At 58.1% G+C, this 25,672-nt stretch carries 28 protein-coding genes and 1 other RNA gene; 15 read left to right on the forward strand and 14 right to left on the reverse strand.

Annotated elements, in window-relative coordinates:
• Positions 1 to 272: 272 nt before the first annotated feature.
• Positions 273 to 3,119, forward strand: coding sequence for an Rne/Rng family ribonuclease (locus ACR0C3_RS00945; protein WP_480756699.1), 2,847 nt, complete (start codon positions 273 to 275; stop codon positions 3,117 to 3,119).
• Positions 3,120 to 3,170: 51 nt separating this feature from the next.
• Here ACR0C3_RS00945 and ACR0C3_RS00950 read toward each other — a convergent pair whose 3' ends face one another.
• On the reverse strand, positions 3,171 to 3,404 hold the full coding sequence (locus tag ACR0C3_RS00950) for a sulfurtransferase TusA family protein (protein WP_480756700.1): 234 nt from the start codon (positions 3,402 to 3,404) through the stop codon (positions 3,171 to 3,173).
• Between the two features lie 105 nt (positions 3,405 to 3,509).
• Here ACR0C3_RS00950 and ACR0C3_RS00955 point away from each other — a divergent pair, with 105 nt between their 5' ends.
• The 4 genes from ACR0C3_RS00955 (at position 3,510) to ACR0C3_RS00970 (ending at position 7,815) form a co-directional block, all read left to right on the forward strand.
• Positions 3,510 to 4,262 (forward strand): cytochrome c biogenesis CcdA family protein, encoded by a 753-nt coding sequence (locus ACR0C3_RS00955; protein ID WP_170373794.1) that lies wholly within the window; start codon positions 3,510 to 3,512, stop codon positions 4,260 to 4,262.
• A 55-nt stretch (positions 4,263 to 4,317) separates the two neighbouring features.
• The gene (locus ACR0C3_RS00960; protein ID WP_480756702.1) at positions 4,318 to 5,514 is read left to right on the forward strand and encodes a hypothetical protein; all 1,197 of its coding nucleotides are present in this window, start codon (positions 4,318 to 4,320) and stop codon (positions 5,512 to 5,514) included.
• Positions 5,511 to 6,860, forward strand: a complete 1,350-nt coding sequence (locus ACR0C3_RS00965; RefSeq protein WP_480756703.1) for a cytochrome P450 — start codon at positions 5,511 to 5,513, stop codon at positions 6,858 to 6,860. The genes ACR0C3_RS00960 and ACR0C3_RS00965 overlap by 4 nt, the downstream gene beginning before the upstream one ends.
• Before the next feature lie 73 nt (positions 6,861 to 6,933).
• Positions 6,934 to 7,815, forward strand: coding sequence for a fructose bisphosphate aldolase (locus ACR0C3_RS00970; RefSeq protein WP_170548543.1), 882 nt, complete (start codon positions 6,934 to 6,936; stop codon positions 7,813 to 7,815).
• A gap of 3 nt (positions 7,816 to 7,818) precedes the next feature.
• Here the strand turns inward: ACR0C3_RS00970 and ACR0C3_RS00975 are convergent, their stop codons facing one another.
• From ACR0C3_RS00975 to fumC, 4 genes are read right to left on the reverse strand one after another with little or no spacing between them, the layout of a single operon-like run.
• Complete coding sequence (locus ACR0C3_RS00975) at positions 7,819 to 8,421, reverse strand: DNA-3-methyladenine glycosylase I (RefSeq protein ID WP_480670992.1); 603 nt, start codon at positions 8,419 to 8,421, stop codon at positions 7,819 to 7,821.
• Positions 8,422 to 8,479: 58 nt separating this feature from the next.
• A complete protein-coding gene (locus tag ACR0C3_RS00980; protein WP_480756705.1) occupies positions 8,480 to 8,701 on the reverse strand; it encodes a ribbon-helix-helix domain-containing protein in 222 nt (73 codons plus the stop codon).
• Positions 8,698 to 8,874, reverse strand: coding sequence for a DUF4169 family protein (locus ACR0C3_RS00985; protein WP_480756707.1), 177 nt, complete (start codon positions 8,872 to 8,874; stop codon positions 8,698 to 8,700). Before ACR0C3_RS00985 ends, ACR0C3_RS00980 begins: the two co-directional genes overlap by 4 nt.
• A complete protein-coding gene (gene fumC, locus ACR0C3_RS00990; RefSeq protein WP_170548552.1) occupies positions 8,874 to 10,268 on the reverse strand; it encodes a class II fumarate hydratase in 1,395 nt (464 codons plus the stop codon). The genes ACR0C3_RS00985 and fumC overlap by 1 nt, the downstream gene beginning before the upstream one ends.
• Positions 10,269 to 10,509: 241 nt before the next feature.
• On the opposite strand from fumC, the gene ACR0C3_RS00995 reads away from it, so the two are divergent.
• On the forward strand, positions 10,510 to 11,025 hold the full coding sequence (locus ACR0C3_RS00995; protein ID WP_425083199.1) for a hypothetical protein: 516 nt from the start codon (positions 10,510 to 10,512) through the stop codon (positions 11,023 to 11,025).
• Positions 11,026 to 11,054: 29 nt separating this feature from the next.
• Here ACR0C3_RS00995 and ACR0C3_RS01000 read toward each other — a convergent pair whose 3' ends face one another.
• The 9 genes from ACR0C3_RS01000 to ACR0C3_RS01040 all read right to left on the reverse strand — a co-directional run bounded on the left by ACR0C3_RS01000 (position 11,055) and on the right by ACR0C3_RS01040 (position 17,934).
• Positions 11,055 to 11,513 carry an SspB family protein gene (locus ACR0C3_RS01000; RefSeq protein WP_170466831.1) on the reverse strand — a complete coding sequence of 153 codons (459 nt, stop codon included), beginning with the start codon at positions 11,511 to 11,513 and terminating at the stop codon, positions 11,055 to 11,057.
• Positions 11,514 to 11,589: 76 nt separating this feature from the next.
• Positions 11,590 to 12,843, reverse strand: a complete 1,254-nt coding sequence (gene chrA / locus ACR0C3_RS01005; protein ID WP_480756708.1) for a chromate efflux transporter — start codon at positions 12,841 to 12,843, stop codon at positions 11,590 to 11,592.
• Between the two features lie 161 nt (positions 12,844 to 13,004).
• On the reverse strand, positions 13,005 to 13,436 hold the full coding sequence (locus ACR0C3_RS01010; protein ID WP_170717935.1) for an ester cyclase: 432 nt from the start codon (positions 13,434 to 13,436) through the stop codon (positions 13,005 to 13,007).
• A gap of 94 nt (positions 13,437 to 13,530) precedes the next feature.
• Positions 13,531 to 13,878: a transfer-messenger RNA gene (ssrA, locus tag ACR0C3_RS01015) on the reverse strand.
• Between the two features lie 25 nt (positions 13,879 to 13,903).
• A complete protein-coding gene (locus ACR0C3_RS01020; protein WP_170665087.1) occupies positions 13,904 to 14,266 on the reverse strand; it encodes a DUF4345 family protein in 363 nt (120 codons plus the stop codon).
• A gap of 18 nt (positions 14,267 to 14,284) precedes the next feature.
• Positions 14,285 to 14,935 (reverse strand): TenA family protein, encoded by a 651-nt coding sequence (locus ACR0C3_RS01025; protein WP_480756709.1) that lies wholly within the window; start codon positions 14,933 to 14,935, stop codon positions 14,285 to 14,287.
• Between the two features lie 75 nt (positions 14,936 to 15,010).
• On the reverse strand, positions 15,011 to 15,661 hold the full coding sequence (locus ACR0C3_RS01030) for a hypothetical protein (RefSeq protein WP_480756711.1): 651 nt from the start codon (positions 15,659 to 15,661) through the stop codon (positions 15,011 to 15,013).
• A gap of 13 nt (positions 15,662 to 15,674) precedes the next feature.
• The gene (locus ACR0C3_RS01035) at positions 15,675 to 17,075 is read right to left on the reverse strand and encodes a selenium-binding protein SBP56-related protein (RefSeq protein WP_480756713.1); all 1,401 of its coding nucleotides are present in this window, start codon (positions 17,073 to 17,075) and stop codon (positions 15,675 to 15,677) included.
• A gap of 127 nt (positions 17,076 to 17,202) precedes the next feature.
• Entirely contained in the window at positions 17,203 to 17,934 is a 732-nt protein-coding gene (locus ACR0C3_RS01040; protein WP_480756714.1) for a FadR/GntR family transcriptional regulator, read from the reverse strand.
• 83 nt (positions 17,935 to 18,017) lie between these two features.
• On the opposite strand from ACR0C3_RS01040, the gene ACR0C3_RS01045 reads away from it, so the two are divergent.
• From ACR0C3_RS01045 to dxr, 9 genes are all read left to right on the forward strand, one after another.
• The gene (locus tag ACR0C3_RS01045) at positions 18,018 to 18,809 is read left to right on the forward strand and encodes a DUF2182 domain-containing protein (RefSeq protein ID WP_480756715.1); all 792 of its coding nucleotides are present in this window, start codon (positions 18,018 to 18,020) and stop codon (positions 18,807 to 18,809) included.
• 4 nt (positions 18,810 to 18,813) lie between these two features.
• Entirely contained in the window at positions 18,814 to 19,518 is a 705-nt protein-coding gene (locus tag ACR0C3_RS01050) for a DUF1326 domain-containing protein (protein WP_480670974.1), read from the forward strand.
• Positions 19,488 to 20,045 (forward strand): DinB family protein, encoded by a 558-nt coding sequence (locus ACR0C3_RS01055; RefSeq protein WP_480756717.1) that lies wholly within the window; start codon positions 19,488 to 19,490, stop codon positions 20,043 to 20,045. The genes ACR0C3_RS01050 and ACR0C3_RS01055 overlap by 31 nt, the downstream gene beginning before the upstream one ends.
• Complete coding sequence (locus ACR0C3_RS01060; protein WP_480756719.1) at positions 20,046 to 21,149, forward strand: dimethylsulfoniopropionate demethylase; 1,104 nt, start codon at positions 20,046 to 20,048, stop codon at positions 21,147 to 21,149.
• A 101-nt stretch (positions 21,150 to 21,250) separates the two neighbouring features.
• Complete coding sequence (gene acuI / locus ACR0C3_RS01065; protein ID WP_480756721.1) at positions 21,251 to 22,246, forward strand: acryloyl-CoA reductase; 996 nt, start codon at positions 21,251 to 21,253, stop codon at positions 22,244 to 22,246.
• 167 nt (positions 22,247 to 22,413) lie between these two features.
• Positions 22,414 to 22,977 carry a ribosome recycling factor gene (gene frr, locus ACR0C3_RS01070; RefSeq protein ID WP_170373774.1) on the forward strand — a complete coding sequence of 188 codons (564 nt, stop codon included), beginning with the start codon at positions 22,414 to 22,416 and terminating at the stop codon, positions 22,975 to 22,977.
• A 10-nt stretch (positions 22,978 to 22,987) separates the two neighbouring features.
• Positions 22,988 to 23,719 (forward strand): isoprenyl transferase, encoded by a 732-nt coding sequence (locus ACR0C3_RS01075; RefSeq protein WP_170458293.1) that lies wholly within the window; start codon positions 22,988 to 22,990, stop codon positions 23,717 to 23,719.
• Positions 23,716 to 24,498 carry a phosphatidate cytidylyltransferase gene (locus ACR0C3_RS01080; RefSeq protein ID WP_480756723.1) on the forward strand — a complete coding sequence of 261 codons (783 nt, stop codon included), beginning with the start codon at positions 23,716 to 23,718 and terminating at the stop codon, positions 24,496 to 24,498. The genes ACR0C3_RS01075 and ACR0C3_RS01080 overlap by 4 nt, the downstream gene beginning before the upstream one ends.
• Positions 24,498 to 25,670, forward strand: coding sequence for a 1-deoxy-D-xylulose-5-phosphate reductoisomerase (gene dxr / locus ACR0C3_RS01085; protein ID WP_480756725.1), 1,173 nt, complete (start codon positions 24,498 to 24,500; stop codon positions 25,668 to 25,670). The genes ACR0C3_RS01080 and dxr overlap by 1 nt, the downstream gene beginning before the upstream one ends.
• Positions 25,671 to 25,672: the final 2 nt, after the last annotated feature.

Consider the following 25,672-nt stretch of genomic DNA (forward strand, 5'->3'; position numbering starts at 1 on the left):
AGACCGATTGTGCCCCGGTCGGGGCAATGGAGTGCCTGAGCCCGGAAAATTCCGAGCGAAAGGAATAAATGGGCAGGCAGCGACCAAGATCGCGCCTGTCGGAGAAGAACCGCGATGACGCGCGCGCAACGTTTGAGAGACCGGGCAGGGGGCCACAGCGCCAGACCCTGCCGCGCGCCGTCCGATATCGCCCGTACAAGACACCTCCCCAAAAGTGCCTGTCCGCCTGGATGGGTCAGGACAACGCGTTTGGCGCGGTGCATCAAGGACACATGGCTAAGAAAATGCTTATCGATGCCACCCACGCCGAGGAAACTAGGGTTGTGGTGGTTGACGGAAACAAGGTCGAGGAGTTCGATTTTGAATCCGAAAACAAACGCCAGCTCGCTGGCAATATCTATCTAGCAAAAGTTACCCGGGTCGAACCGTCTCTGCAGGCGGCGTTCGTGGACTATGGCGGCAATCGCCATGGTTTCCTGGCGTTTTCTGAAATTCATCCCGACTATTATCAGATCCCCGTCGCCGACCGTGAGGCGCTGATGGAGGAAGAGCGCGCCTATGCCGAGGCGATGAAGGCGCGTGATGAGGCCGAGGAAGCCAAACCCAAGAAACGCCGCTCGCGGTCGCGCAGCAAAGCAGCGGACGTCAAGTCGAACGACCCGGTCGAGACATTGGATGTCTCGTCCGAGCCAACGGGTATGGAGACCATTGATCTCGACGACAGCGAAGAGAGTGATGATCTGACTGTGCCCGAGGGGACCTCTCCAATGGAGACGGTTGCCGAGACGCCGGTGGAAGAACCCTCTGAGGATGAAGCGTCTGAGGCCACTGACGCTCCGGCTGCTGAGGAAGAGACTGCTGAGGTTGAGATTATTGAGGTCGAGACCGTTGAGGCGACCTCTGATGAACAGGCTGAAACCGAGGCGGAAGAACAGCCCGAAGCTGCAGCTGAAGCGGAAGAAGCCGAGGCTGACACCGAGGAAACCGCGCAGGCTGCGCCTGAGGCAGAAACCACTGAGACAGAGCCTGCCGAAGGTGACGACTCAGACGACGAAGAGAAAAAGCCTGATGCGACCGCCAAGGATGATTCGATTGAATCGGTTGCGGACGAAGACGACAGCGAGGATATTCGCCCTCCGCACAAGCCGCGCCCGCGTCGTTACAAGATCCAGGAAGTGATCAAAGTGCGCCAGGTTCTGCTGGTGCAGGTCGTCAAGGAAGAGCGGGGCAACAAGGGTGCCGCGCTGACCACCTATCTCTCGCTGGCCGGTCGTTACTGCGTCCTGATGCCCAACACAGCGCGTGGCGGCGGCATCAGCCGCAAGATCACCAATGCGCCCGACCGCAAGAAGCTGAAGGAAATCGCAGCCGAGATCGACGTGCCAACTGGCGCCGGCCTGATCATCCGGACCGCAGGGGCCAAACGCACGAAATCCGAGATCAAGCGCGACTATGAATACCTGCAGCGCATGTGGGAGCAGATTCGCGAGCTGACGCTGAAGTCCATTGCGCCCGCAAAAATCTATGAGGAAGGCGACCTGATCAAACGGTCGATCCGTGACCTCTATAACCGCGACATCGACGAGGTTCTGGTCGAAGGCGAGGGCGGTTACCGCATTGCCAAGGACTTCATGAAGATGATCATGCCGTCGCACGCCAAGAACGTGAAACGGTATGAGGACGCGCTGCCTCTGTTCGCGCGCTATCAGGTGGAAAGCTATCTGGCCGGGATGTTCAACCCGACCGTGCAGCTGAAATCCGGTGGCTATATCGTGATCGGCGTGACCGAAGCGCTAGTGGCGATCGACGTGAACTCGGGCCGGGCGACCAAAGAAGGCTCGATCGAGGAAACTGCGCTCAAGACCAACCTTGAGGCGGCCGAGGAAGTGGCGCGCCAGTTGCGTCTGCGGGACCTTGCCGGTCTGATCGTTATCGACTTCATCGATATGGACGAGCGCAAGAACAACACTGCGGTCGAAAAACGCCTGAAGGACAAGCTGAAAACCGACCGCGCGCGTATTCAGGTGGGTCGTATCTCGGGCTTTGGCCTGTTGGAGATGAGCCGCCAGCGCCTGCGCCCCGGTATGCTCGAGGCGACGACGCAGCCATGCCCGGCCTGTCATGGCACCGGCCTGATCCGCTCGGACGACAACATGGCGCTGTCGATCCTGCGCCAGATCGAAGAAGAAGGCACCCGCCGCCGCTCACGCGAGGTTCTGGTGCGCTGCCCGGTCAGCATTGCCAACTTCCTGATGAACCAGAAACGCGAACATATCGCCCAGATCGAGGCGCGCTATGGTCTGTCCGTGCGCGTCGAAGGCGACATGCATCTGGTCAGCCCCGATTTCTCGCTGGAGAAGTTCAAGACCGCCAGCCGGATCGTGCCCGAAGCGACCGCTCCGGTCGTCTCCGTCGATGCGTCACTGATGGATCTGGTTGACGCAACCGAAGAGGAAGAGACCGAAGAAGAGGCGGTTCAGGCCGAAGAAGAATCCAAGCCCAAGCGCAAGCGTCGTCGTCGTCGCCGTAAGAAGGGCGGTAGCGATCAGCAAGAGGCTGAGACATCAGAAGCGGGTGAAGACACGGCCGCCGAGGCTCCCTCGGACGAAGCCAAAGCTGAAGATGCTCCTGAGGCATCGGACGAGGACGAAAAGCCCGCCAAGCCCAAGCGTCGCCGTGCGCCCCGTCGCAAGAAGAAAGACGTGGAATCCGAAGCGCAGGATGCCCTCGAACAGGAGGCAGAGGCCAAGGAAGACGCCCCAGTGGAAGCAGCCGATGTGGTTGCCGAGGCTGAGGCTGCTCCGGAACAGGTCGAAGAGGCTCCATCGGACGTCGCGGAGGTTACAGAAGCCGCACCGGAACCGGCTCAAGACACCAAAGAAACTGCTGAAGCTGTTGAAACGGCAGAGCCTGCCGAGGCGGTGGAAGCAGAAGAACCGGTCGAAGCTCAACCGGCTGAGGAACCCGCCCCGGTCGAAGAGGTTGCTGAGGCTGAAGCCGCACCCGCAGTTGAGGAAACCCCAGCCGAACCCGTTCTGGAGACAGTTGCGGAAGAGCCGGAACAACCGTCAGAGCCGCCCAAGCCTAAACGGCGCGGTTGGTGGTCACTTGGAAGCTAGAATGAAAAGGCGGGCTTGAGGCCCGCCTTTTTCGTTTTGATTGCTTGGGACTTAACCCGCTTTCTGGATCAGATAGACCTGATGGCCGTTCTCTTCCCCTTGCGACAGTAGGGTGTGGCCGCTCTCCGCGCAGAAATGCGGGACATCAACAATCGCCGCAGGATCATCCGCCAGCACGCGCAATACTGCTCCACCGGGCAAAGACTTTAGCTTTTTGCGCGCTTTCAACACAGGCAAAGGGCACAACAGGCCGAGGGCATCGAGGGTTTCAGTAGGATTAGACATAAGGCTCAAATATTTCGCCCAAGGCGCAGTGTCCAGCGCGCAACCACGAGGATGTGACTTAATAGCCCCGTGACGAAGCCGCCTCCATACCATATGTGCTGAAACATGTTCGGAATAGATATCATCGACGCGGGTCTGCTGCCTGCTATGTTCATCGCCCTGATCGGCGGTTTGATCAGCTTTCTGTCGCCCTGTGTGCTGCCCATCGTGCCGCCGTATCTGGCGTATATGAGCGGCGTCAGCATCAACGAAATGCAAGATCAGGCCCGCGCCCGGCGCAAGGCGACTTTGACCGCCTTGTTCTTTGTTTTGGGTCTGTCGACCGTGTTCCTGCTGCTTGGCTTTACCGCCTCAGCCTTCGGGGCGTTTGTTCTGAAAAATCAGGTGCTTTTCGCTAAGCTCTCGGGTGCCGTGGTGATTGTCTTTGGCCTGCACTTTCTGAACGTATTCCGTATCCCTCTGCTTGACCGCGAAGCGCGGGTTGAAACCGGAGACTCCGGTGGCTCGGTCTTTGGCGCCTATATTCTGGGTCTCGCTTTTGCCTTTGGCTGGACGCCGTGCATTGGCCCTCAGCTGGGTGCAATCCTGTCACTGGCCGCGTCCGAGGCCTCGGTCGCGCGCGGCACGTTGCTGCTGGGTGTTTATGCGGCGGGTCTGGGGATTCCGTTCCTGCTGGCTGCGATGTTCCTGAATCGCTCGATGGGCGTCATGAACCGGATCAAACCCTATATGGGCACGATCGAGAAGGTCATGGGCGGGCTGCTTCTGTTCGTGGGCATCATGCTGATCACTGGCCTCTTCACCGAATTCAGCTGGTGGCTGCTGGAAACCTTCCCGGCGCTGGCGGTTCTGGGCTGATCCACCTTACCTTGGCCGCAATGCTGCGTTAACCTGCGCAGCAGAAGGTAAGGCCATGAGCAGTCAGATAAATCAACCACAGCTGCGCAGGCGGCATGTGTTCTACATTCCCGGCTACGACCCGATCCCTGCGCGGCGTTATCGCGAGCTGTACCGGGCTGAGTCGCAAACGCAGGCTGAGATCTCGGGTTATCAGATCACGCTCGCGCCCAAGACGGGCGATGGCCCATTTGGCTGGCATGTTTCCTCCGTTCAGGACGGGGTTGAGGTTCAAACGGATGTCGAGGTTCTGGTCTGGTCCGATATCGTTCAAGACAGCATGTCGGGCTCGATACTGGCGACCTATCAGCAGCTTGGTCAGACGGCATGGACCTATATCTCAACAGGAACGTTAAAACGGCTGCGGCAACTCAGAAAAGGCCCGGTGATTGCGGCGCTCTATCCGGTGGGGATGCTGCTGTTGCAACTTCTCGCTGCCGTGTTGGTCGTGATCCTTGCGGCCACTCTGGCTGGATGGTGGGGGTTGCTGCCGGGTTTGGCTTTGGCCTACGGTCTGCTGCGCTGGTTCCGCAAAATCGACAATCGGCTTTTCGCCTATTACCTGATGCATGATTACGCATACTCGGCGCAATTTCAGGGGGAGATTCCGGACAAGCTCCAGCACCGCCTTGAGGAGTTCGCGGATTTGATCGAGGCCGCGCTAGAGACGGACGTGGATGAGGTTCTGGTCGTCGGCCATAGCTCGGGCGCGCATCTGGGCGTTTCTGTTCTGGCGGATGTTTTGCGCAGACAGACCGCCGGTGGGCCAGCACAGTCGTTTCTGACACTTGGGCAAGTGGTACCGATGGTCTCGTTCCTACCCAAGGCACAGAAACTCAGGTCGGATCTTCAGTTCCTGTCTACGCAAACCAATTTGACATGGGTGGATGTCTCAGCGCCCGGTGATGGCTGCTCTTTCGCCCTATGTGATCCGGTCGCCGTCAGCGGCGTCGCGGGTCCCGCCAAGAAATGGCCTTTGGTCCTGTCCGCCGCCTTTACACAGACGCTGTCGCCCGAGCGATGGAAAGCCCTGCGGTGGAGGTTCTTTCGGCTGCATTTTCAATACCTCTGCGCCTTTGATCGACCGGGAACATATGACTATTTCCGCATCACGGCGGGACCTCTGACACTGGCGGAACGGTTTAAGGACCGCGCGCCGTCGAACAGCCGGATCGAGACGCCTGTTTCCAAACACACGGATACGAGCCGATGAAACCGCCCAAGCCGCAGTCTCGCCCGGATCGAGTCTCTCTCTGGCGCTATCTGAAATTGTTCCGGCAGGACCTGCTGTCAGCGCAACCTCAGCGGCTCTACCGCGCGTGGATGGCCGAGTTTCGCACGCCGTTTTTCCGGTCCTACATGATCAATCAGCCGGATTTGGTGGATGAGGTCCTCAAGAAACGTCCGGATGATTTTCCGAAATCCAACCGCATCAGCGAAGGGTTGCGGCCGTTGCTGGGGGAGTCCGTGTTTCTGACCAACGGCGCGATGTGGAAGCACCAGCGTCGTATCATTGACCCTGCTTTTGAGGGCGGTCGGCTGAAGGATACGTTCCCTGCCATGCTCGCCGCCGCTGACGCTTGTGTGGATCGGCTGCGCCCTTTGGCGGGAACGCAAGCCGAGTGCGAACAGGTCACCAGCCATGCCGCCGCTGATGTGATTTTCCGAACCCTGTTTTCCGTGCCTATCGAACACGACATTGCCGCGCAGGTATTCGACAGGTTCCGAGCGTATCAGCGCGAGCAGCCCTTGTTGAACCTCGCCGCCCTCGTGCCGCTCCCGCGCTGGTTGCCCCGGTTTCATTCGCGAAAGACGCGTGGAGCCGCGCGAGAGATCCGCGCCCTTATTGCCAAACTGACGAAAGATCGGGCTGCCGCGATTGCTGCGGATCGCGCGCCCAATGATCTGGCAACAAAGATCATGAAGACACCGGACCCGGAAACCGGCAAGTGTTTTGATCCGGAGGAGATGGTCGATCAGGTATCGATCTTTTTTCTGGCCGGACACGAAACCAGCGCCTCGGCCCTGGCCTGGACGCTCTACCTGATGGCGCTCTATCCCGAGTGGCAGGAGAAACTGGCCTCGGAAGCGCAGGCGCTTGAGGATCGCTCTTTCGCGGTTATGTCCAAGCTGAAACTCAGCCGCGACGTGTTCCGTGAGTCGCTCCGGCTCTATCCGCCGGTGCCCATGATGGTCCGGCAGGCCAGTTGCCCCGATAGGTTTCGCAACAGAGACATTCCAAAAGGGTCGCAGATTGTGATCAGCCCCTGGCATCTGCATCGGCAAGAGCGGCTGTGGGACAACCCGGATGACTTCGATCCCATTCGTTGGGGTACGGAAAACGGCAAAACCTGTCAGCGTGAGGCCTATATTCCGTTCTCGACAGGCCCTCGCGTCTGTCCCGGGGCCGGGTTTGCGATGGTGGAGGGACCTTTGATCCTGTCCACATTGCTGCGCCATTTCAGATTCGAAACAATCCCGGACAAAACGCCTGTTCCGGTGGCTCATCTGACGGTCAGATCGCGGGATGGCATATGGTTGCGCGTGGTTGAGCGCTAACAAACTACCATCACCCATAACTGTGCTGTATGCGATGAAGGAAATCGGAATCAGTCTTGAACGGGAAAATACTATGTCCAAAGCAGAACAGCGCGCGCAGATGTCAAACGGAGCAGGCTTTATTGCAGCACTGGATCAAAGCGGCGGATCAACCCCGAAAGCTCTGGCACTCTACGGTGTGGATGCTGCGCAATACGCCTCGGAAGAGGAGATGTTCGGCGAAATCCAGAACATGCGCGCGCGGATCATCCTGGCGGATGACTTCACCAAGGACAAAGTGATCGGCGCGATCCTGTTCGAACGCACCCTTGGCGAAGAGATCGACGGCCGCAAGGTGGCCGATTACCTGTGGTCCGTCAAAGGGATCGTGCCGTTCCTGAAAATCGACAAGGGTCTGGAAGATACTGCAAACGGTGTGCAGATGATGAAGCCCATCCCGGGGCTGGCCGAGACATTGGCCCAAACGGAAGGCGTGTTTGGCACCAAGGAACGCTCGGTCATTCATGAAGCCAACGCCGAAGGTATCGCCGCCGTTGTTGCCCAGCAATTCGACGTGGCTCGCGTTGTAACCGACGCTGGCATGGTGCCGATTGTCGAGCCTGAGGTGAACATCAACTCGGAAACCAAAGCCGAGGCCGAGGACATCCTGAAAGCCGAAATTCTGAAAAACCTCGACCAACTGGCCGAAGGGCAGGAGGTCATGCTGAAGCTGACCATCCCAAGCGTCGCGAACCTCTTTGACGAAGTGGCCGATCACCCGCGTGTTCTGCGCGTAGTGGCCCTGTCGGGTGGTTACTCGACCGAGCAGGCCTGTGATCTGCTGGGTCAGAACGGCAAGATGATCGCGTCGTTTTCGCGCGCGCTGACCGAGGGGCTTTCGAAACAGCAATCGGACGCCGAATTCAACGCCGCCCTCGGCAGCAACATCGACAAGATCTTCAAAGCGTCCGCGTGACGCCTAAACCGGTTTGACGAAATCGCGGCGCATCTGCGCCGCTTTTTCACGGCTGACGCAGCCTATCGCGTGATCATTGATCAGCCCCATCGCCTGCATGAAGGCAAAAACGGTGGTGGGGCCGACAAACTTCCATCCCCGCTTCTTCAGGTCCTTCGACATCGCCACTGACTCGGCTGAGGTGCTGGCGGTCTGTGGCTCTGGTGGTGAGGTCGGTTCATACCGCCAGACGTAGGCCGCGAGGGAACCTTCCTTCGCCACCAACTCCTGCGCACGACGGGCGTTGTTGATCACGGCTTCGATCTTGCCGCGATGGCGGATGATACCTGCATCTTGCAGAAGGCGTTCGATATCAGCCTCAGAAAACTCGGCCATCTTGTTGAAATCAAAGTCGCAAAAGGCGCGGCGAAAATTCTCGCGCTTGTTCAGGATCGTGCGCCAGCTGAGGCCGGACTGAAAGCTTTCAAGACACAGTTTTTCGAACAATCGTCGATCATCGGACACCGGGTAACCCCATTCCGTGTCATGATAGTCGAAGAACTCAGGCGCCGCTTGACACCATGCGCATCGGGCGAGGCCATCAGGACCCAAAACTATTTTGCTCATGAATGTACCTATTTTGTTCTCATTCAAACTACACTCATAGCTGAGGCTCTGACAAGCGTCAAAGCTTGTCGCGGTACCATTTCAGAACAAAAACACGAATGGCCGATGCTAAACCTGTTTCAGGGTCGCGTGCAACATCAATGTCTGCAGCCAAAGCATTGATGGGCTGTTGTTTTTCTTCGGCAATATCGCGAAACGCGCGCCAGAATTCATCCTCAAGCGAGACTGAAGTCCGGTGCCCCTTGAGGGTCAGAGAGCGTTTGACCGGAGGGCCGCTCATTCATCCAACTCGTGATTGTCCAAATCGCGGGTCTGCTTGTCTTTTTGCAGCTTCACGACCTGTTTTTCGGCCTTGCTGCGACCGAAGGCGACCGCATTCTGATCCGCGCGGGCCTTTTTCTCGGCCCGCGCTTTCTCTTTCCGATACCGGTTTAGATTGACCGGCTTATCCATCAGTCTTTCGGGCCGATCATCTGTTCGGGGCGAACGACAGCGTCAAAGGTCTCTTCATCGACAAAACCCAGCGCGATGGCCTCTTCCTTGAGGGTCGTTCCGTTTTTGTGCGCCGTTTTGGCGACTGTGGTGGCGTTGTCATAGCCAATGGTGGGGGCCAGAGCGGTCACCAGCATCAGAGATTCCTTCATCAGCTTGTCGATGCGCGGCTCGTTGGCCTGAATGCCCGACAGCATCCGTTCAGTGAAGCTGTCGGTGGCGTCGCCCAGCAGTTGGATCGACTGCAGAAGGTTGTAAGACATCATCGGGTTATAGACATTCAGCTGGAAATGACCCTGGGAGCCCGCGAACTTGATCGCAGCATCATTGCCCATGACATGGGCAGCCACCTGAGTGAGGGCTTCGGCCTGTGTCGGGTTCACTTTACCAGGCATAATGGAAGACCCTGGCTCGTTTTCGGGCAGAATTAGCTCGCCCAGACCCGAGCGGGGGCCTGAGCCTAGCAAGCGAATATCGTTGGCGATCTTGTAGCAAGACCCGGCGATGGTCGCCAATGCACCGGACAAGAAGACCATGGCGTCATGTGCGGCCAATGCTTCAAATTTGTTCGGAGCGGTTACAAAGGGCAGGCCAGTAATTTCAGCCATGTTGGCGGCGACGGCTTCGTCCCATCCACCATGGGTGTTTAACCCGGTTCCAACGGCGGTGCCACCCTGCGCCAGCTCGTAGATACCGGGCATTGCAGCCTCAACGCGGGTAATGCCCTGACGGATCTGATGGGCGTAAGCTCCGAATTCCTGTTCCAGCGTCAGCGGAGTCGCATCCTGCGTATGAGTGCGACCGATCTTGATGATACCCGCGAATTCAGCCGCCTTTTTCTCAAGAGTTTCGGCAAATTTGGTAAGACCGGGCAGCAGCACGTCGCGCACGCTGACCGCAGTTGCGATATGCATCGCGGTCGGGAACGTGTCGTTCGACGATTGGCCCATGTTGCAGTGATCATTTGGGTGAACCGGGTCTTTCGAGCCGATGACGCCGCCCAGAATCTCGATCGCGCGGTTTGCGATCACTTCATTCGAGTTCATGTTGGACTGCGTGCCCGAGCCGGTCTGCCATACGACTAGAGGGAAGTTGTCGTCGAACTTGCCCTCGATCACCTCGCCAGCGGCCTGAATGATCGCGTCGGCGATCTTGGCGTCCAGCTTGCCGGTCGCTTTGTTCTCCATTGCGCAGGCTTTTTTGATCACGCCCAGAGCGCGCACGATGGCTACGGGCTGCTTCTCCCAACCGATGGGGAAGTTCATAATCGAGCGCTGCGTCTGCGCCCCCCAGTACTTGTCAGCGGGAACCTCGAGCGGGCCAAAGCTGTCGGATTCGGTGCGGGTCTGAGACATCGGGTACTCCGTCTGGTATGCAGTTGTATGCCGTTTAGCCAAGGCAGCGCCGCAACGCAATTGGCAAGTTGCGCGCAGCTTAAACTCAACAAAACCCAAGGTATAGGCGCAAGGCGGGTGAAATTGTTCCAATCGCGCGCGCAAGCCCCATTGTGCGCGCCTGCCGCTGAGCTACAATATATGTGTGGCCATCGTGGAGGATGAAATGCCAATCTCAGCTCGGATGATCCCGTTGAAAACCATGCTGTTGGCCATGGGGCTGGTCTTGCTTGGCACGCTGGCAAACGCATCCAGTATCACGCCCTTCGTCGGGGACTACACCGGATCCGCCAATGTTGTCGACGTAGATGGAACTGCAACGCCTCGGGATATGAGCGTTTCGATCCATGAGACCCGCCACGGGTTCAATGTCAGCTGGACCACAACGACCTACAAGCTGGACGGGCGGGTCAAGCAACAGAAATTCTCGGTCGACTTTGTGCCCTCGGACCGGCCCGATGTGTTTTCGGCAGCCATGCAACGGAATGTGTTCGGCCATGAGGTTCCTCTGGACCCAATGAAAGGAGAACCCTTTGTCTGGGGCCGGATTGAAGGGGACACGATGACCGTGTTTTCCCTGTTTATTGATGCGCAGGGCGGCTACGAGTTGCAGCAATATGATAGAACCCTGGCCGAGGGCGGGCTGAATCTGTCGTTCTCGCGCTTCATCAACGGAGACAAATCCCGCGCGGTCGAGACCTTTTTGCAAAAACAATAAACCCTGCGAAGGGCGCGGGGCTTGATGGACTACTTGCGGAAGCTGTCCAGTGAGACGACGTCGGCGTCGTGATGAACCTCGGGTTCTTCAACCTCGATTGTCTCTTCTACGAATTCCTCTTCCGCGTCGTCATCCTCGGGTCCTTCAAAGCGCAGGCCGAATTCGACGGACGGATCCACGAAGGTCTTGATGGCCGTGTAGGGGATGTAGAGCGGTTCCGGCGCATCGCCGAAGTTCAACGTAATCGCAAAGCCGTTTTCACCGACCTCGAGGTTTTCGAACCAGTGCTGCATCACAATAGTCATCTCTTCCGGATAGCGGTCACGCAGCCAGTCTGCGATGTCGACGCCGTCTTCTCTTGTATCGAACGTGATGAAGAAATGGTGCGCGCCTGGTAGCCCGGTTTCAGAGACACCGGTCAGAACGGTTTTGATCAGCCCGCGCATGGCGGTGTGCATCAGGTTTCCATAGTCGATGTCTTGCGACATGTGTCATCCTCGAAAGTGGTCGCCTCCAGCATAGGCGTTTTAGCTGGAAACGAAAGGGCGCGTATCGCCGGATTGATCAGAATAGCTGGATAGCGATGCCCGCGACGGCCATCAGTGCCAGAACCGTTGTCATCCCTAATTTTGCTCGAAAAATCAATACCCCGGCGGCGATAGTGAGCGCAGCCGCAGTGAGGTTTAGCGAGTCCCACTCAGGCAAAGGTATCGAGACAGGCCCCCAATTGTATTGCGTGACCACATCGAATAGAACGTTCAAGGCGAACCACACGGAGAGGTTGAGAATCACACCTACGACGGCTGCCGTGATGCCATGCAAAGCGGCAGAGAGCCGAGGGCGCGTCGCCAGTTTGTCCAAATACGGAGCGGCCAGAAAGATCCAAAGGAAACACGGAACGAACGTCGCCCATAGCGCAACCGCACCTGCGGCGAAGGCCAGCGAGACCCCTCCGTTGATTTGTCCGGTCAGCATCGCGACGAATTGCGTGACCAGAATCAACGGCCCGGGGGTGGTTTCCGCAAGGCCCAGCGCGTCGATCATCTGGCCGGTGCTGATCCATTGATATTGATCGACCACCGTCTGTGTCATGTAGGCCAAAACTGCGTAGGCCCCGCCAAAGGTCACCACGGCCAGATGGGCGAAGAACCATCCCAAGTCGCTGAGCAATTGATGACCGGACAGGGACAGGAGGACCAATGGTCCGAGCCAGAGCGGCACCCAAATGGCAACCGTGCGTAGGGTGCCGGAAAAACTTGCGCGTGGGGAGGTGTCTTGCTGCGCAACGGGTCCTTTGAAAGACACATAGCCCCATAGCGCGGCGGCCAGAATGATCAGTGGAAAGGGCAGGTTGAACAGGAAGATACCCAGGAACCCGATCCCCGCGATGAGGCGGTGTTCCGTGTCGGTCAATGCCTTTAGTGACAGCTTCAGGAGCGCTTGAAGGACGATCACGATGACCGTGGCCTTGATCCCCAGAAAACCGGCTTGCACAAGGGGCAGGGTGCCGAAGCTCGCATAGAGCAGAACCAGCGCAGAGATGACTATTGCCCCCGGCAGAACAAACAGGGTGCCAGCAATCAACCCTCCGGTCACGCCCCGAAGACGCCAGCCCGCATAAGTGGCCAGCTGCATCGCCTCTGGCCCCGGCAGCAACATGCATAGGGAAAGAGCGCGCAAATAGGTTTCCTCAGACAGCCAGGCGCGACGGTCTACCAACTCCTGATGCATCAAGGATATCTGCGCCGCAGGGCCGCCGAAGGACAAAAGGCCAATTCTGCCGAAGACCAGAACAAGGTCGCGCACTGAAGGCGTCATGTCACGTTAGCCCAACGGTCAAAATGCGCTCGGACAGCTGGTTTTTTCGATCACGAAGCATGACCCATTTCCCCGCAATGGCGGCCGTGCGCCGAATGCGCGCAGCACGTATGGCCTTAGCTATCGCGTTGGAAACTTGGGGGTCAAGGCGGCTTGGGTGTTCAGCTCCAATCCAGTCGCTGACCGGTCATGCAGACGGGCAGGGTATCCTGCGGAAACTGACCAAGCTGTTCAAAAAACGATATGAAATCGAACTGGTTGTAGGCCTCCACCATCTTGTCGCCCTTGAAGCGGGCCATGACCTGGCCCGTCACCTCCAGCGGGGCACCGTTGTCGGCGCGGAAGGTTTTGACGTGCAGAATGGCGGACACCCAATCCCCGTTTTCGATGATCTTTGGCAGCTCGACCGAGATTTCACCCAGAATATGCCGGAAGGCCATCACAAGATCGCGAAAATCATCGGCCCCAACCTGCATTTCGGGGATCAGCCCCTCGGCCATGGTTTCCGGCGCAAAGTACTGATCAATTGCATCGGTATTCCCTTGTTCCCAAACTTCCGAATACCACGCTTTCAAGATATCTGAGTGGGTCATCCCGGCCCTCCTGTCTGTCTGGGATGACTTTGGACAAAAGAGATGAATAAACTCTGAATCTGAGCCGAAATAAACGCAGACATAAGGTAGGGGAAATGCAGGTTTCTGTTGCCAGGTACCTGCGAACCCCGCCTTACGCGGCTAGGCGCAAGGGCTTAAGTTTCGGTCTTGTTACTGCTTACGCAGCAACTGCAACCGGAGCACGATTGTCGTTTGCAATTGTACTAGTTTCGCCGATAACGGTGGCAGACAGCCGAGACAAAGCTAACCCCTTTAGACGTTCGTCGATCCTATTTCGGCCCCAAAATCCTCAAACGAAGGATGTTTGGTGGAGCCGCCGGGTACCGCCCCCGGGTCCGATCCGCTTATTACGAGCGCGTTTATGTCCATAGTCCCGAAGGACAGAACTTATATAGGTGAGGAGATTTCGGGATGCAAACCCGGAAATGCCCTTAGAGCACTGTAAATCACGGGGTGCGGTTCAGATTTGCGGCGATCAGCCAGACGGCTAGGATCAGTTCAATTCCCCCAAAAATCATGGCCTTAGCAAGTGGTGGATTGTCCAGCAGCACCGACACGAACCGCCCCAAAGCCGCCCCGGCATAGGCTACGCCCAGCATGGCGTATGCCATTGGGTGGTTTAGCCAGATCACGGCGATGCCCGTGACAACGAACAACCCTCCGACCGAGGCGCGCATCTCGCTCAGACCCATGTTGCTGTTCGTCGGGGCCAGATCCAGCGCCGTCGCGGTGTGCAAAGGTGCGAGAAAGCCGAACAGGCCAAAGCCGATGGTCAGCAGAGCCGCGATGACGTTGAGGATATGTACCATGATTGTGCCTTTGTCCGGTTACACCGCGTAGGCGGCGTCAAAGAAGTCTTTCTCCAGCTCGACCGCCCGGTGGAACAGCCGTGTTACTTCGGCTTGCGCCTCTGGCGTCAAGGTGGGCCAGGTCTTGTCGAGCTGCCCGCGCAGATACTCGACCACGCCCTCAAAACCTTCTCCGGCATGTAGCGTGATCCATTCCGCGAACCAGAAGGGTAGGTCGGGTTTCGGCGGATTTTCCGCGCTGGCCCAGCTGAGATAGACCCATTCTGCGACAACCAGAACCGCCAGCATGTTCTCATACCGGCCCGAGGCTGCGGCCTCGGCCATCAGGTCCTGAAAGGCTTTGGTAGCGGGGGCAGGGTCGGTGCAGGGTTGGGTGCCCAGCGCTTCGAGCGAGCGCAGGAAGTAGGTATTTTCAGGCCCAGTAATCACCGCAAGAAACTGCGCGGCGGGAACGCTGTCGGCCAGGGTGGGCGCGTGTGCAATGGCGCTGGCCAGCAGGCGGACGAAGCCATCGACGAACTGATAGTCCTGTTGCAGATACCAGCGCATCTTGTCCTCGGGCAGGGTGCCTTCTGACAGCTCGCGCGTGAAGGCATGGGTGGTAGCGGCCTGCCAGTCGGCTGCCTTACCTTGGCGCAGCAATTCCGTGGGACGCGTGTTCTGGGACACTTCGAGAACTCCTAACTTCTTTCAAAACAGGACAAAGCGGTTTTTCAAAACATGTGCAAGGTGATCGTGCGGCGACTAGATTGCGGACCAAAGCCCCAACACGCCGACCAAAATCAAGCTGAGTGCCCAGATGAGTTCAAGGTTGAACCAGGTGCGTGAGAGGAATTGAAGCCCAAGCCAGCGATAGACGCCATAGGCCAGAAGACCGCCTCCTAGGATCATTGCGGCTGTGTGCAGCGCGGCCACGGCCAGAACCAGCAGGGTGTTTGTTGTCATGATCTGAGAGATGGCTTGATGCCCGGCGTCCAGCTCATCCAAATTGCACAGACCCAGATAGATCGGAACAAGCATCAACGCCGCGCCATGGGCGAGCGCGACCAGAAAGGACCACAGCGCGAGTTTACTGGGCGGCACGCGCGACAAAAACCGGGGGTGGTTGCGGGTGACAGCAATATACAGCCCCATCGCAATGACAATCAGCGCGGCCCCAATGCGGATTTCGCGTTGGTAGTCAATCAACACGACCATCATCGCAAATGGCAGCAGGACTCCCAGCATCGCCAGGAAATGACCGCCCGCAAGGGCCGCCAACGCACGCCAGAGGGCCGATTGGCGTTGCTCCATCAACGCGGAGGAGACAGCAAGCGGCCAGCCCATACCGGGATTCAGCCCGTGATAGGCACCGCTGAGAACAACGGCCAGCCAGAGGCCAGCCGTTGATGTCATCAGAAAGTCCAACTCAGACCGAGGGGTAGCAGAAACTGTCGGTCGAACAGTCTCCACCCTCTAACCGGATCTGGTGGCTGCGATAGCCTTCGGGGAACTCGACCCAGAACTTGGGATCCAAAGTCAGACCGCCGTTCTCGCCGACATCCGCCTTGACCATGGCTGCACCGCGTTCACCCGGATAGAACTGGTCATCCCAGGTGGAATAGAGCGAGTTGGTCCAATAGACCCGTTTGCCGTCGCGGCTGATTTCGACCATTTGCGGGCCATAGCCAAAGTCCTGACCGTTCGGGTGTTTGGTCTTTTTGACGATCCCACCAATCTCGACCTTTCCCGCCAGTGTCGGGTTCATTGGGTCCGAGACGTCATATTGGTGCATCTCACCGGTGCCCCAGCAGGCGACATAGAGGTACTTGTCGTCGAGGCTCAGGTCGATATCCGTCACTAGCGGTGGAACGGCCGAGAAACCTTTGAGCAAGCCCGGCAGGTCATCCGGGTCAGCCGGTTGCGGGTCGATGGTGATGGTTTTCTTGGCCTCAAACGTGCCGTCGTCGTTTCGCCACCATGTGAAGATCGCACCTTGCAGGTTCGTTGTGTCCACAACAACGCCGCAGAACCCATACTGCTTTACCGGATCGTGAGCCGGACGAATTTCCAACGCCATCTGGTGGTTTTCGCCCAGATCAATGGTCTGGATATTGGTGCGGCTGCGCAGGTTCCAGAAATGGATGCTGTGACCGTATTTGTTCGACAGCAGGTCCTCGGCCACGATTCCGTTCTCGAACTGTGGCGGCAGCCCCCATTCGGAACTGACCATGTAGTCACGCGGCAGGTTCCACCAGAAATCATAGTGCTTGTCCTGCACGCCCCGTTCGATTTCATATCGTCCGATGATCTCGAAGCTTTCACAATCCATGATGAAGATACCCGGAGGGCCGTCGGTTCCGTCCTCTCCGCCGCCGCCCAAGGTGCTGACATAGATGCCTTCAGGGCCGCAATGAATGGTGTGAGGGCGAGAATATCCTGTCTTTGCAAAGACTTCTTCGGGTTCAATGATCTTGTGGATTTTGGCCTCTAGCGGGTTCTTCACGTCGATCACGTAGATCCGGCTGGAGCGGATGCCCGGGATGATCAGATAGCGTCGTTCCAGAAACGCGTGGCCCGTCAGCGGTGACAGCGCGGAAGAGCAAGCATTCCAGCCAAAGTGATGAAACTCATCACCTTTTTCCGGCATGATGACCTGATGGACGATTTTTCCATAGTCGTCAGAAGTTGGATCGACATTCACAACCGCCAGTCCGTCAGGTTGCGAAAAATCCGGGCTGAGCATCAGCGTAAAAGCAAGCGTCTCAGTGGGGCCCTCCATCGCCAGCTTGGCAGATGGGTAAAAGGTTGGGTCCGGTCTTGTATTCATAACATCCTCCCGTAAGTCATTGATCGTCAATTCATTCTGAGAGTTCCGGTCTTGGCGCCGGGTGACATCCTGCCTGCTCGTGCTTCCTTTCTGCCTGTTGGTCTGCGTCAGATTTCGGGCCTGAGTGTCAGGCGGTTTTACGTTTGCGCTCGGCCACATCCCGGGCCAGCTGGCGCGTATAGGTTTCAAGTTCGATCAGCGTCGCGTCCACCGATGGGGCATCGCGTTCCTCAAGCGCGTCGGCGATCTTGGTGTGTAGCGCGATTATTTCTTCGCGCGAGCGCGCGGTGAAGGTGATCATGTTCATCAGAGGCTGCATGGCCTCGACCGCACCGGCCAGTTGATAGGACAGCACTGGATTGTCCGCGCCATCGACCAGCGCACGGTGAAAGGCGACGTCTGAGGCGCAGAAGGCCTCGTCTGTCAGGCCCGGCTGAGCCTGACGGAAGATCTCGGCCCGCATTGTTGCCAGTTGATCCGCGGTGCGACGTTGGGCCGACAAAGGCGCACAGGCGCGTTCCAGCGCATACCGCGCCTCGCACGCTGTGTCGAAACTAACGGCGTTCATCGACAGCAGCAGGGTCGAGGTGGTAATTTGCTGCGAATAGGCGTCCTCAAAGCTGATCCGGTTTACAAAGGCCCCGCCGGTTGCACCGCGTTGGGTACGGATCAGGGACTGCGCTGCCAAGCGCTTCAGCGCCTCGCGCACCGTAGGTCGCGACACCTGGAACTGATCCGCAAGCTCTGATTCGGAGGGCAGGCGCTCATCCACGATCAATTCGCCGGACACAATCGCGTTCCGAATGGCCTGTGCGATCTGGGCAGAGAGGTCTGCGGGATTGGCGGGGTCTATCTTCATTTGTGGCCAGTCTGAAAATTTTATTTGTCTGACATTTAAAAGTCTGACATTTGAAAAGCAAGAGAGTTGAGTCGGAGGATCACATGAGTCGCGCATTATTCCGCAGCGGAATGTGGCTGGCGTTCTATGCTGTGATCCTGTGGGCGTGGTGGGTCATGTTCTCGATGAGCCGAGACATGGATCTGGACTTCATTGGCCGGCCAGGGCCGATGGGACAGGCCATGGCGGCGATGGATCCGCGCATGGATATGTATATGCCAATGGCCGAGTTCGGACCTTTGTTCTGGATGTGGGCGATCATGATGGCGGCGATGATGTTGCCGACGCTAGTGCCGACGCTCCGCAGCTATGACGACCTGATCCGCAGCGCCAATGGTACGCGGGCTGGATGGCTGGGCGTTCTGGCCGGGTATTTCATCGTCTGGGTGGGATTTGCGGCGCTTATCGCTGGCGTTCAGCTTGCCCTGCTGTTCGGTGGGTTTGTCGATATGCTGGGCATCGCCAAGTCCAATTGGGTGGCCGGAGGGCTGCTGATCGTGGTCGGCGCCTTCCAGTTCACTCGCGCGAAAGAGGTCTGCCACGGCGTTTGTCACGCCCCAATGACGTATTTCCTGGGCCATTGGAAAACCGGCTTTGCGGGCGGTGTGAGAATGGGGCTGGGGCTCGGCGCGTTCTGCGTCGGTTGCTGCTGGGGCTTCATGGCGCTTGGCTTTGTTGGTGGCGTCATGAGCCTTTTGTGGATGGGTCTGGCGACCCTGTTCATGGTTTTGGAAAAACTCCCCCAGATCGGGCATGCTGTGACCCGACCCATGGGGTTCATACTGATCGCAGGCGGTGTTGTGCTGCTGATCTATCCCTTTGCTTACGGAGGATAAGCTGATGGCGAAAAACAGAAAACCCGAGGCCGACCGGCTTCCGATTAGTCAGCGGATCGACAGCCGTATGCCCAACCCCAAACGGCGTGAGATGAGCCCGACGGACTGGTCCATCAAAGGTGAGTTGATCCTGAACTGCTCGTGCGATGTGTTCTGCCCCTGCGTGGTCTCTTTGGGCGCGCACCCTCCGACTGAGGGCCACTGCCACGCCTGGATGGGTGTGATCATCGATGAAGGGCATTTTGAGGGTGAAGATCTGTCGGGCCTGAATGTTGGTCTTCTGGTCGATATTCCGGGTCGCATGGGCGAGGGGCAGTGGAAAGTTGCCGCCTATGTCGATGAACGCGCCAGCGGCAAGGCCTATAACGGGCTGCTGCAGATTTTTAGCGGTCAGGCCGGCGGCACCACTGGCCTGTTCACCATGCTGGTGAGTGAGATCATCGGGGCCGAACGTGCTCCGGTCCAGATCGAACGGGACGGCAACAAGCGAAGGATCGCGATCGGTCGTAAAATCCAAGGCGAGATTGAGATGCTGGGCGGTAAAGACCCTGAGCATCCGGTAATGGTGTCGAACTCCAAATACTGGATGGGGCCGGACATCATCGTAGCCCGAGGAAACAAATCGAAAGTGCGCGACTATGGTCGCGTCTGGGATTTCGGCGGTAAATCGGCCGAGATTTGCCCGATCGACTGGCATGGGCCGAAGTGATGATCACCGGAGCCTTTGCCCGAGAAATGGCGCGCTACAACCACTGGCAAAACAGCCAGTTGGCGGAATTTCTTCAAGCGCTTTCGCCCGAAGAACTGATGCAGGAACGTGGTGCTTTTTTCGGCTCGATTATAGGCACGGCGAACCATTTGCTGTGGGGCGACTGGATCTGGATGTCACGCTTTGACAAAGGGCCGGGGCCAGAGAGCAACATCCACCGAGCCGGAGGGGGCATCCACGAAAGCGTGCATCTCTGCCCTGATCTCGATAGCTGGCTGGCTCTGCGCGTGGCTATGGATGATCGGATCTCGGATTGGGCGGATACGCTTGGCGATGAGGTCCTTTCGGGGCCTTTCACATGGTACTCAGCTGCAAAAGAGGCTGATGTTACTTTGCCTTACGCGCAATGCGTGATGCATTTCTTCAACCATCAAACTCATCATCGTGGACAACTCCACAAAATGCTGACCGAAGCCGGTTCCGAGGCCCCGGTCAGCGATCTTTGCTTCATGCCAAAGGAGGGCTGAATGCCGCAAATATCCCTGTCTCGTCGCCTGCGTCGCACGCCGTTTTCCGAAGGCGTCGAAGCCGCTGGTGTCAAAGGCTACACGGTTTACAACCGGATGTTGTTGCCGACGGTCTTTGAAAGTGTCGAGGCCGACTACCATCACCTGAAGAAGAACGTTCAGGTCTGGGACGTTTCCTGTGAACGTCAGGTTGAACTGCGCGGGCCGGATGCTGCCCGTCTGATGCAGATGCTGACACCGCGCGACCTGCGCAGGATGCTACCCGGACAGTGCTTCTACGTGCCGATTGTGGACGAAACCGGCGGGATGTTGAACGATCCCGTAGCCGTGAAGCTTTCTGAAGACCGCTGGTGGATCTCTATCGCCGACAGCGATTTGTTGCTTTGGGTCAAGGGGTTGGCCAACGGGTATCGTCTGGATGTGCTGGTTGATGAGCCGGATGTGTCGCCGTTGGGTGTTCAGGGGCCAAAGGCAGATGAGCTGATGGCGCGCGTATTCGGTGATCGTGTGCGCGATATTCGTTTCTTCAAGTTCGACATGTTCGAATTCGAAGGGCGCGATCTTGCTGTTGCCCGCTCGGGCTACTCCAAGCAAGGTGGGTTCGAGATTTATGTCGAGGGCAGCGATATCGGTATGCCTCTGTGGAACGCTCTGTTCTCGGCGGGCGAAGACCTGTACGTGCGAGCCGGGTGTCCCAACCTGATCGAGCGGATCGAGGGAGGGTTGTTGTCCTACGGCAATGATATGACCGACGACAACACGCCGCATGAATGCGGGCTGGGAAAGTTCTGCAACACGCATACCGCCATTGGCTGTGTGGGCCGGGATGCGTTGTTGCGTGTGGCCAAGGAAGGTCCGGTGCAACAGATACGTCCGATCGCGATTGACGGTGATGCTGTGCCGCCTTGTGTTCAGCCGTGGCCTGTCTTTGCGGACGGAAAGAAGGTGGGTCAGGTGACGTCTGCTGCCTGGTCTCCGGATTTCTCGACCAATGTTTCGATAGGTATGGTCAAATTGAGCCATTGGGACGCCGGAACCAAGGTCGAAGTTGAAACGCCTGATGGAATGCGGAGCGCGACGGTGCAGGGGCAGTTTTGGATCTAGCGGAGGCTGGGGGCTCTGCCCCCGTCGCTGCGCGACTCCCCCGGGATATTTTGGGCCAGGTGAAGGATAGGGCTGGCCGCCAAAAATGAAAGGATAGCAATATGTTCAATGCTTTGGTTATGGAAAAGGATGAAGAAAGCGGTCTGGCAAGCCCCTCGGTCAAGCAACTCTCGCTGGAGGATCTGCCTGACGGAGAGGTGACGGTTGCTGTTGAGTATTCGACAGTGAACTACAAGGACGGTCTATGCTTGTCGGCCAAAGGTGGTGGTCTGGTGCGGAACTACCCGCATGTGCCGGGGATTGACTATGCAGGAACGGTCGAGGCGTCCTCGGACGACCGCTACAAGCCTGGTGACAAGGTGGTTCTGACCGGCTGGCGTGTGGGTGAGGCCCATTGGGGTGGGTACTCACAGAAGGCCAACGCTCGGGCCGATTGGTTGGTGCCGTTGCCGGATGGGCTGGACGCTCGGCAGGCAATGGCCGTCGGAACGGCCGGGTTTACGGCCATGTTGGCGGTGATGGCGCTGGAGGATCACGGGTTGACGCCGGATCGTGGGCCTGTGTTGGTGACTGGTGCTGCGGGCGGCGTTGGTTCAGTGGCGACGGCTATTCTGGGCAAACTGGGCTATGAGGTCGCGGCTGTGACCGGGCGCCCTGAGACCGGAGACTACCTGAAATCGCTTGGCGCCACGACCATCGTGCCGCGTGAAGAGCTGAACGAGACCACGAAGCGCCCGCTGGAAAGCGAAACTTGGGCGGGCTGTGTCGATGCCGTTGGCGGTGACATGCTGGCGCGCGTTTTGGGTCAGATGAAATACGGTTGTTCGGTCGCTGCGGTTGGACTTGCTGGCGGTGCGGGGTTGCCTGCAACAGTGATTCCCTTCCTGCTGCGCGGTGTGAACCTTCTGGGGATCGATAGCGTGATGCAGCCTTATGACAACCGCCTGCGGGCTTGGCAGCGCATCGCGACCGACCTGCCAATGGACAAGCTGGAGGCCATGGTGCACCTGGCAGCTCTGTCCGATTTGCCCCAACTGGGCGCGGATATTCTTAAAGGTCAGGTCAAGGGCCGCGTTGTTGTCGACGTAAACGCCTGATTAAAAAATTAACCGGGGCAGAACTGCCCTGGCTTAACCTTCTGGGCGGCAAAAGGACCGAAACAGTTCTGGTCATTGCCACAATTCATGCTCATGATTGCTATACATCCCAAATGTGATGGCTTAAGACCCATCCAAACAGCACTTGAAGACGGGGAGTGAGCAGCATGTCTGACGACTTCGAACTGGACACCGACGATCTGAAACGCCGCATGGACGGCGCTATGTCCAATCTCAAAACTGAATTTGCCTCTCTGCGCACCGGGCGGGCCTCGGCCTCGATGCTGGAGCCGGTGATGGTGGATGCCTATGGCTCGATGACGCCGATCAACCAGGTTGGCACGGTCAATGTGCCTGAACCTCGGATGGTGACGGTGAATGTCTGGGACAAGGGTCTTGTGGGCAAGGTTGAAAAGGCGATCAGAGAAAGCGGGCTTGGCATCAATCCGCAGCTGAACGGCACCATTATAATGCTGCCGATCCCAGAGCTGAATGAGGAACGCCGCCGTGAGCTGGGCAAGGTTGCGGGACAGTACGCTGAAAGCGCTAGGGTCTCGATCCGAAATGTGCGCCGCGACGGGATGGACCAGATCAAGAAGGCCAAATCGGACGGAATGTCCGAGGATGACCAGAAGTTCTGGGAGAGCGAAGTTCAGGATCTGACCGACACGATGATCAAAGCTGTTGATGCCGCGCTTGAGACCAAGCAGTCGGAAATCATGCAGGTCTGAGCCGGTACTGATGCCCAAGGATCCCCATACGGACGTGCAGGCTGGCCCAAAGCATGTCGCAATTATCATGGATGGCAATGGTCGGTGGGCGCAGGCGCGTGGCCGGCCTCGGCTTTTTGGTCACCACGCAGGTGCGCGGCGCGTACGTGAGGTGGTCGAGGCCTGTCCGGGGTTGGGCATCAAATACTTGACCGTTTTTGCGTTTTCGACGGAAAACTGGAAGCGGACTCAGGTCGAAGTCGCTGGCCTCATGAGCCTGTTTCGGCGCTACATCATCAAGGAAACCCGCACTCTGGCCGAGAACGGCATTCGCGTGCGCTTTATCGGTGATCGGGTCCGCTTGGATGCCAAGCTGATCGACCTGATGGATTCGCTGGAAGAGGCAACGAAGGACAACGATTTGGTCCATTTGACCGTCGCGTTGAACTATGGCGGCCGGGATGAGGTGGCGCGGGCCACAAAACGTCTTGCACGGGATGTGGCCGAAGGGCGGCTGAAGCCCGAGGATGTGGATGAAGAAACTCTGCCCAAGTATCTGGATACACGCGTTCTTCCCGATCCCGATCTGGTCATTCGCACCAGCGGAGAGGCGCGAATTTCGAACTTTCTTCTCTGGCAGTCCGCCTATTCCGAATACGAGTTCATCGACACCCTCTGGCCGGATTTCACTGCGGCCGAATTGGAGCGTCTGTGCCGCAACTACGGCTCGCGCGAGCGGCGTTTCGGAGCGGTTCTGGCATGAGCGAAGGCCGATGGTCTGATCTGACCGCACGGATTCTGTCCGCAGTCGTTTTGGTCGCAATCGGCGCGGTTGAGGTCTGGCTGGGCGGGTTGTGGTTTGAAAGCTTCATCGCGGTTGCCTGCGGTTTGATGACCTGGGAACTGGTACGGATGATCGAACCGAAGCGCGACGGCATGGCCGTGCAACTCGGTATCCTAACCGGGGTTGCGGTGATCATCAGCTATCACGTGCCGCCGCTCTACAAGCTACCGTTTCTGGTTGCTCCGGCGCTGGTTGGGGCAGGGCAGGTCACCCGTTCGCGCGGCTTGTACTTTCTGTTCGCCTTGTGGATTGCAGGCGCTGGTCTGGGCTTCATTTCAATTCGTGAAAACATGGGCTTCGGCTGGATGGTCTGGCTGATCGCGGTCGTCGTGGCCACGGATGTTGCCGGGTATTTCGTGGGCAAGGCCATTGGTGGCCCGAAATTCTGGCCCAAGGTTAGCCCCAAGAAGACATGGTCGGGCACGGCAGGTGGCTGGGTCGCGGCGGGCCTTGTTGGCGCGGGCTTCGCACTGCATGGCGGGTTCGGGGTGCCCTTCGTTCTGGTCTCGGTTCTGACGTCCATGGCCAGCCAGGCGGGCGATATCGTTGAAAGCGCGGTCAAACGGAAATTCGGCGTCAAGGACAGTTCGAACCTCATACCTGGGCATGGCGGCTTTCTCGACCGGTTTGACGGCATGATGGGTGCGGCGTTGTTTGTGCTGATCGCAGGGTTGGTTTACGCACCCGGAGCGATGTGATGCGCAAAGTCTCGATCCTTGGGGCGACCGGATCAGTTGGTCAGAATGCGATTGACCTTATTGCGCGCGATATCGAAGCCTATGATGTGGTCGCCCTGACAGGTGGCGCGAATATCCGACAACTGGCCGAGGATACCCGGCGGCTTGGCGCGCAACTCGCTGTCACCGCGTTTGAGGACCGATTGCAGGACCTTCGCGATGCGTTGCAGGGCAGCGGGATCGAGGTGGCGGCGGGTCAGAGCGCGATCGTTGAAGCCGCCGCGCGCCCCGCGGACTGGGTGCTTTCCGCGATCGTCGGCGCTGCGGGTCTGGCTCCCGGTATTGAGGCGTTGAAGCAAGGCGCAACGCTGGCGCTTGCCAATAAAGAAACTCTGGTTTGTGCGGGCGCCCTTGTTCTGCATACGGCCCGCGAGAACGATGCGCGTGTGCTGCCTGTCGACAGTGAGCATTCAGCGGTGTTTCAGGCATTGGTCGGTGAGGATATGGACGCGGTCGAGCGCGTTATTATCACCGCAAGCGGCGGAGCGTTCCGGGATTGGCCGCTCGAGGATTTGGCGTCCGCGACCGTTACGCAGGCCTCAAGCCATCCGAACTGGGACATGGGGCAGCGGATCACGATTGATAGCGCATCCATGTTCAATAAAGCGCTTGAAGTCATTGAAACCCGAGAGTTCTTTGGCGTCGATCCGGACCAGATCGAGGTATTGGTTCATCCAGAATCCATTGTTCATGCGATGGTCGGGTTTCGGGACGGGGCGCTGATGGCACATCTGGGCCCGCCTGATATGCGGCATGCAATTGGTTATGCTCTGCACTGGCCCGAACGCCGCAATTTGCCGGTTGAGCGGCTGGATCTGGCGCAGCTCAGCCAGTTACGCTTTTCCCATCCCGACCAGAACCGCTATCCCGCTTTGAAACTGGCCCGAGACGTGATGGCGCAAGGCGGCCTTTCGGGGGCGGTTTTCAACGCCGCGAAAGAGCGTGCGCTGGATCACTTCATCGAAGGTCGGATCGGTTTCACGACCATGGCGGAGGTCGTCTCACGCGTTCTCGACCGTTTTGATGCCGAGGATGGCCTTATTAACGCCCCTTTGACCCTTGATAACGTACAGCAAACGGACCATCTCGCACGGAAGTGGGCGGATGAAGCCGTGATTAGACGAGCAGGATAGAG

The organism is Ruegeria sp. CK3 (assembly GCF_056536565.1).

What these genes read in the sequence shown, in the direction of transcription:
- ACR0C3_RS01035 (WP_480756713.1), bottom strand. Translation starts at nt 17,075, where the DNA reads ATGAATACAAGACCGGACCCAACCTTTTACCCATCTGCCAAGCTGGCG.
- ACR0C3_RS00945 (WP_480756699.1), top strand. Translation starts at nt 273, where the DNA reads ATGGCTAAGAAAATGCTTATCGATGCCACCCACGCCGAGGAAACTAGG.
- ACR0C3_RS01045 (WP_480756715.1), top strand. Translation starts at nt 18,018, where the DNA reads ATGAGTCGCGCATTATTCCGCAGCGGAATGTGGCTGGCGTTCTATGCT.
- dxr (WP_480756725.1), top strand. Translation starts at nt 24,498, where the DNA reads ATGCGCAAAGTCTCGATCCTTGGGGCGACCGGATCAGTTGGTCAGAAT.
- ACR0C3_RS00975 (WP_480670992.1), bottom strand. Translation starts at nt 8,421, where the DNA reads ATGAGCAAAATAGTTTTGGGTCCTGATGGCCTCGCCCGATGCGCATGG.
- ACR0C3_RS01060 (WP_480756719.1), top strand. Translation starts at nt 20,046, where the DNA reads ATGCCGCAAATATCCCTGTCTCGTCGCCTGCGTCGCACGCCGTTTTCC.
- fumC (WP_170548552.1), bottom strand. Translation starts at nt 10,268, where the DNA reads ATGTCTCAGACCCGCACCGAATCCGACAGCTTTGGCCCGCTCGAGGTT.
- ACR0C3_RS00955 (WP_170373794.1), top strand. Translation starts at nt 3,510, where the DNA reads ATGTTCGGAATAGATATCATCGACGCGGGTCTGCTGCCTGCTATGTTC.
- chrA (WP_480756708.1), bottom strand. Translation starts at nt 12,843, where the DNA reads ATGACGCCTTCAGTGCGCGACCTTGTTCTGGTCTTCGGCAGAATTGGC.
- frr (WP_170373774.1), top strand. Translation starts at nt 22,414, where the DNA reads ATGTCTGACGACTTCGAACTGGACACCGACGATCTGAAACGCCGCATG.
- ACR0C3_RS01075 (WP_170458293.1), top strand. Translation starts at nt 22,988, where the DNA reads ATGCCCAAGGATCCCCATACGGACGTGCAGGCTGGCCCAAAGCATGTC.
- ACR0C3_RS00950 (WP_480756700.1), bottom strand. Translation starts at nt 3,404, where the DNA reads ATGTCTAATCCTACTGAAACCCTCGATGCCCTCGGCCTGTTGTGCCCT.
- ACR0C3_RS01040 (WP_480756714.1), bottom strand. Translation starts at nt 17,934, where the DNA reads ATGAAGATAGACCCCGCCAATCCCGCAGACCTCTCTGCCCAGATCGCA.
- ACR0C3_RS01030 (WP_480756711.1), bottom strand. Translation starts at nt 15,661, where the DNA reads ATGACATCAACGGCTGGCCTCTGGCTGGCCGTTGTTCTCAGCGGTGCC.
- ACR0C3_RS00960 (WP_480756702.1), top strand. Translation starts at nt 4,318, where the DNA reads ATGAGCAGTCAGATAAATCAACCACAGCTGCGCAGGCGGCATGTGTTC.
- ACR0C3_RS01010 (WP_170717935.1), bottom strand. Translation starts at nt 13,436, where the DNA reads ATGACCCACTCAGATATCTTGAAAGCGTGGTATTCGGAAGTTTGGGAA.
- ACR0C3_RS01020 (WP_170665087.1), bottom strand. Translation starts at nt 14,266, where the DNA reads ATGGTACATATCCTCAACGTCATCGCGGCTCTGCTGACCATCGGCTTT.
- ACR0C3_RS00995 (WP_425083199.1), top strand. Translation starts at nt 10,510, where the DNA reads ATGCTGTTGGCCATGGGGCTGGTCTTGCTTGGCACGCTGGCAAACGCA.
- ACR0C3_RS01050 (WP_480670974.1), top strand. Translation starts at nt 18,814, where the DNA reads ATGGCGAAAAACAGAAAACCCGAGGCCGACCGGCTTCCGATTAGTCAG.
- ACR0C3_RS01000 (WP_170466831.1), bottom strand. Translation starts at nt 11,513, where the DNA reads ATGTCGCAAGACATCGACTATGGAAACCTGATGCACACCGCCATGCGC.
- ACR0C3_RS00980 (WP_480756705.1), bottom strand. Translation starts at nt 8,701, where the DNA reads ATGAGCGGCCCTCCGGTCAAACGCTCTCTGACCCTCAAGGGGCACCGG.
- ACR0C3_RS00985 (WP_480756707.1), bottom strand. Translation starts at nt 8,874, where the DNA reads ATGGATAAGCCGGTCAATCTAAACCGGTATCGGAAAGAGAAAGCGCGG.
- ACR0C3_RS00965 (WP_480756703.1), top strand. Translation starts at nt 5,511, where the DNA reads ATGAAACCGCCCAAGCCGCAGTCTCGCCCGGATCGAGTCTCTCTCTGG.
- acuI (WP_480756721.1), top strand. Translation starts at nt 21,251, where the DNA reads ATGTTCAATGCTTTGGTTATGGAAAAGGATGAAGAAAGCGGTCTGGCA.
- ACR0C3_RS01080 (WP_480756723.1), top strand. Translation starts at nt 23,716, where the DNA reads ATGAGCGAAGGCCGATGGTCTGATCTGACCGCACGGATTCTGTCCGCA.
- ACR0C3_RS00970 (WP_170548543.1), top strand. Translation starts at nt 6,934, where the DNA reads ATGTCCAAAGCAGAACAGCGCGCGCAGATGTCAAACGGAGCAGGCTTT.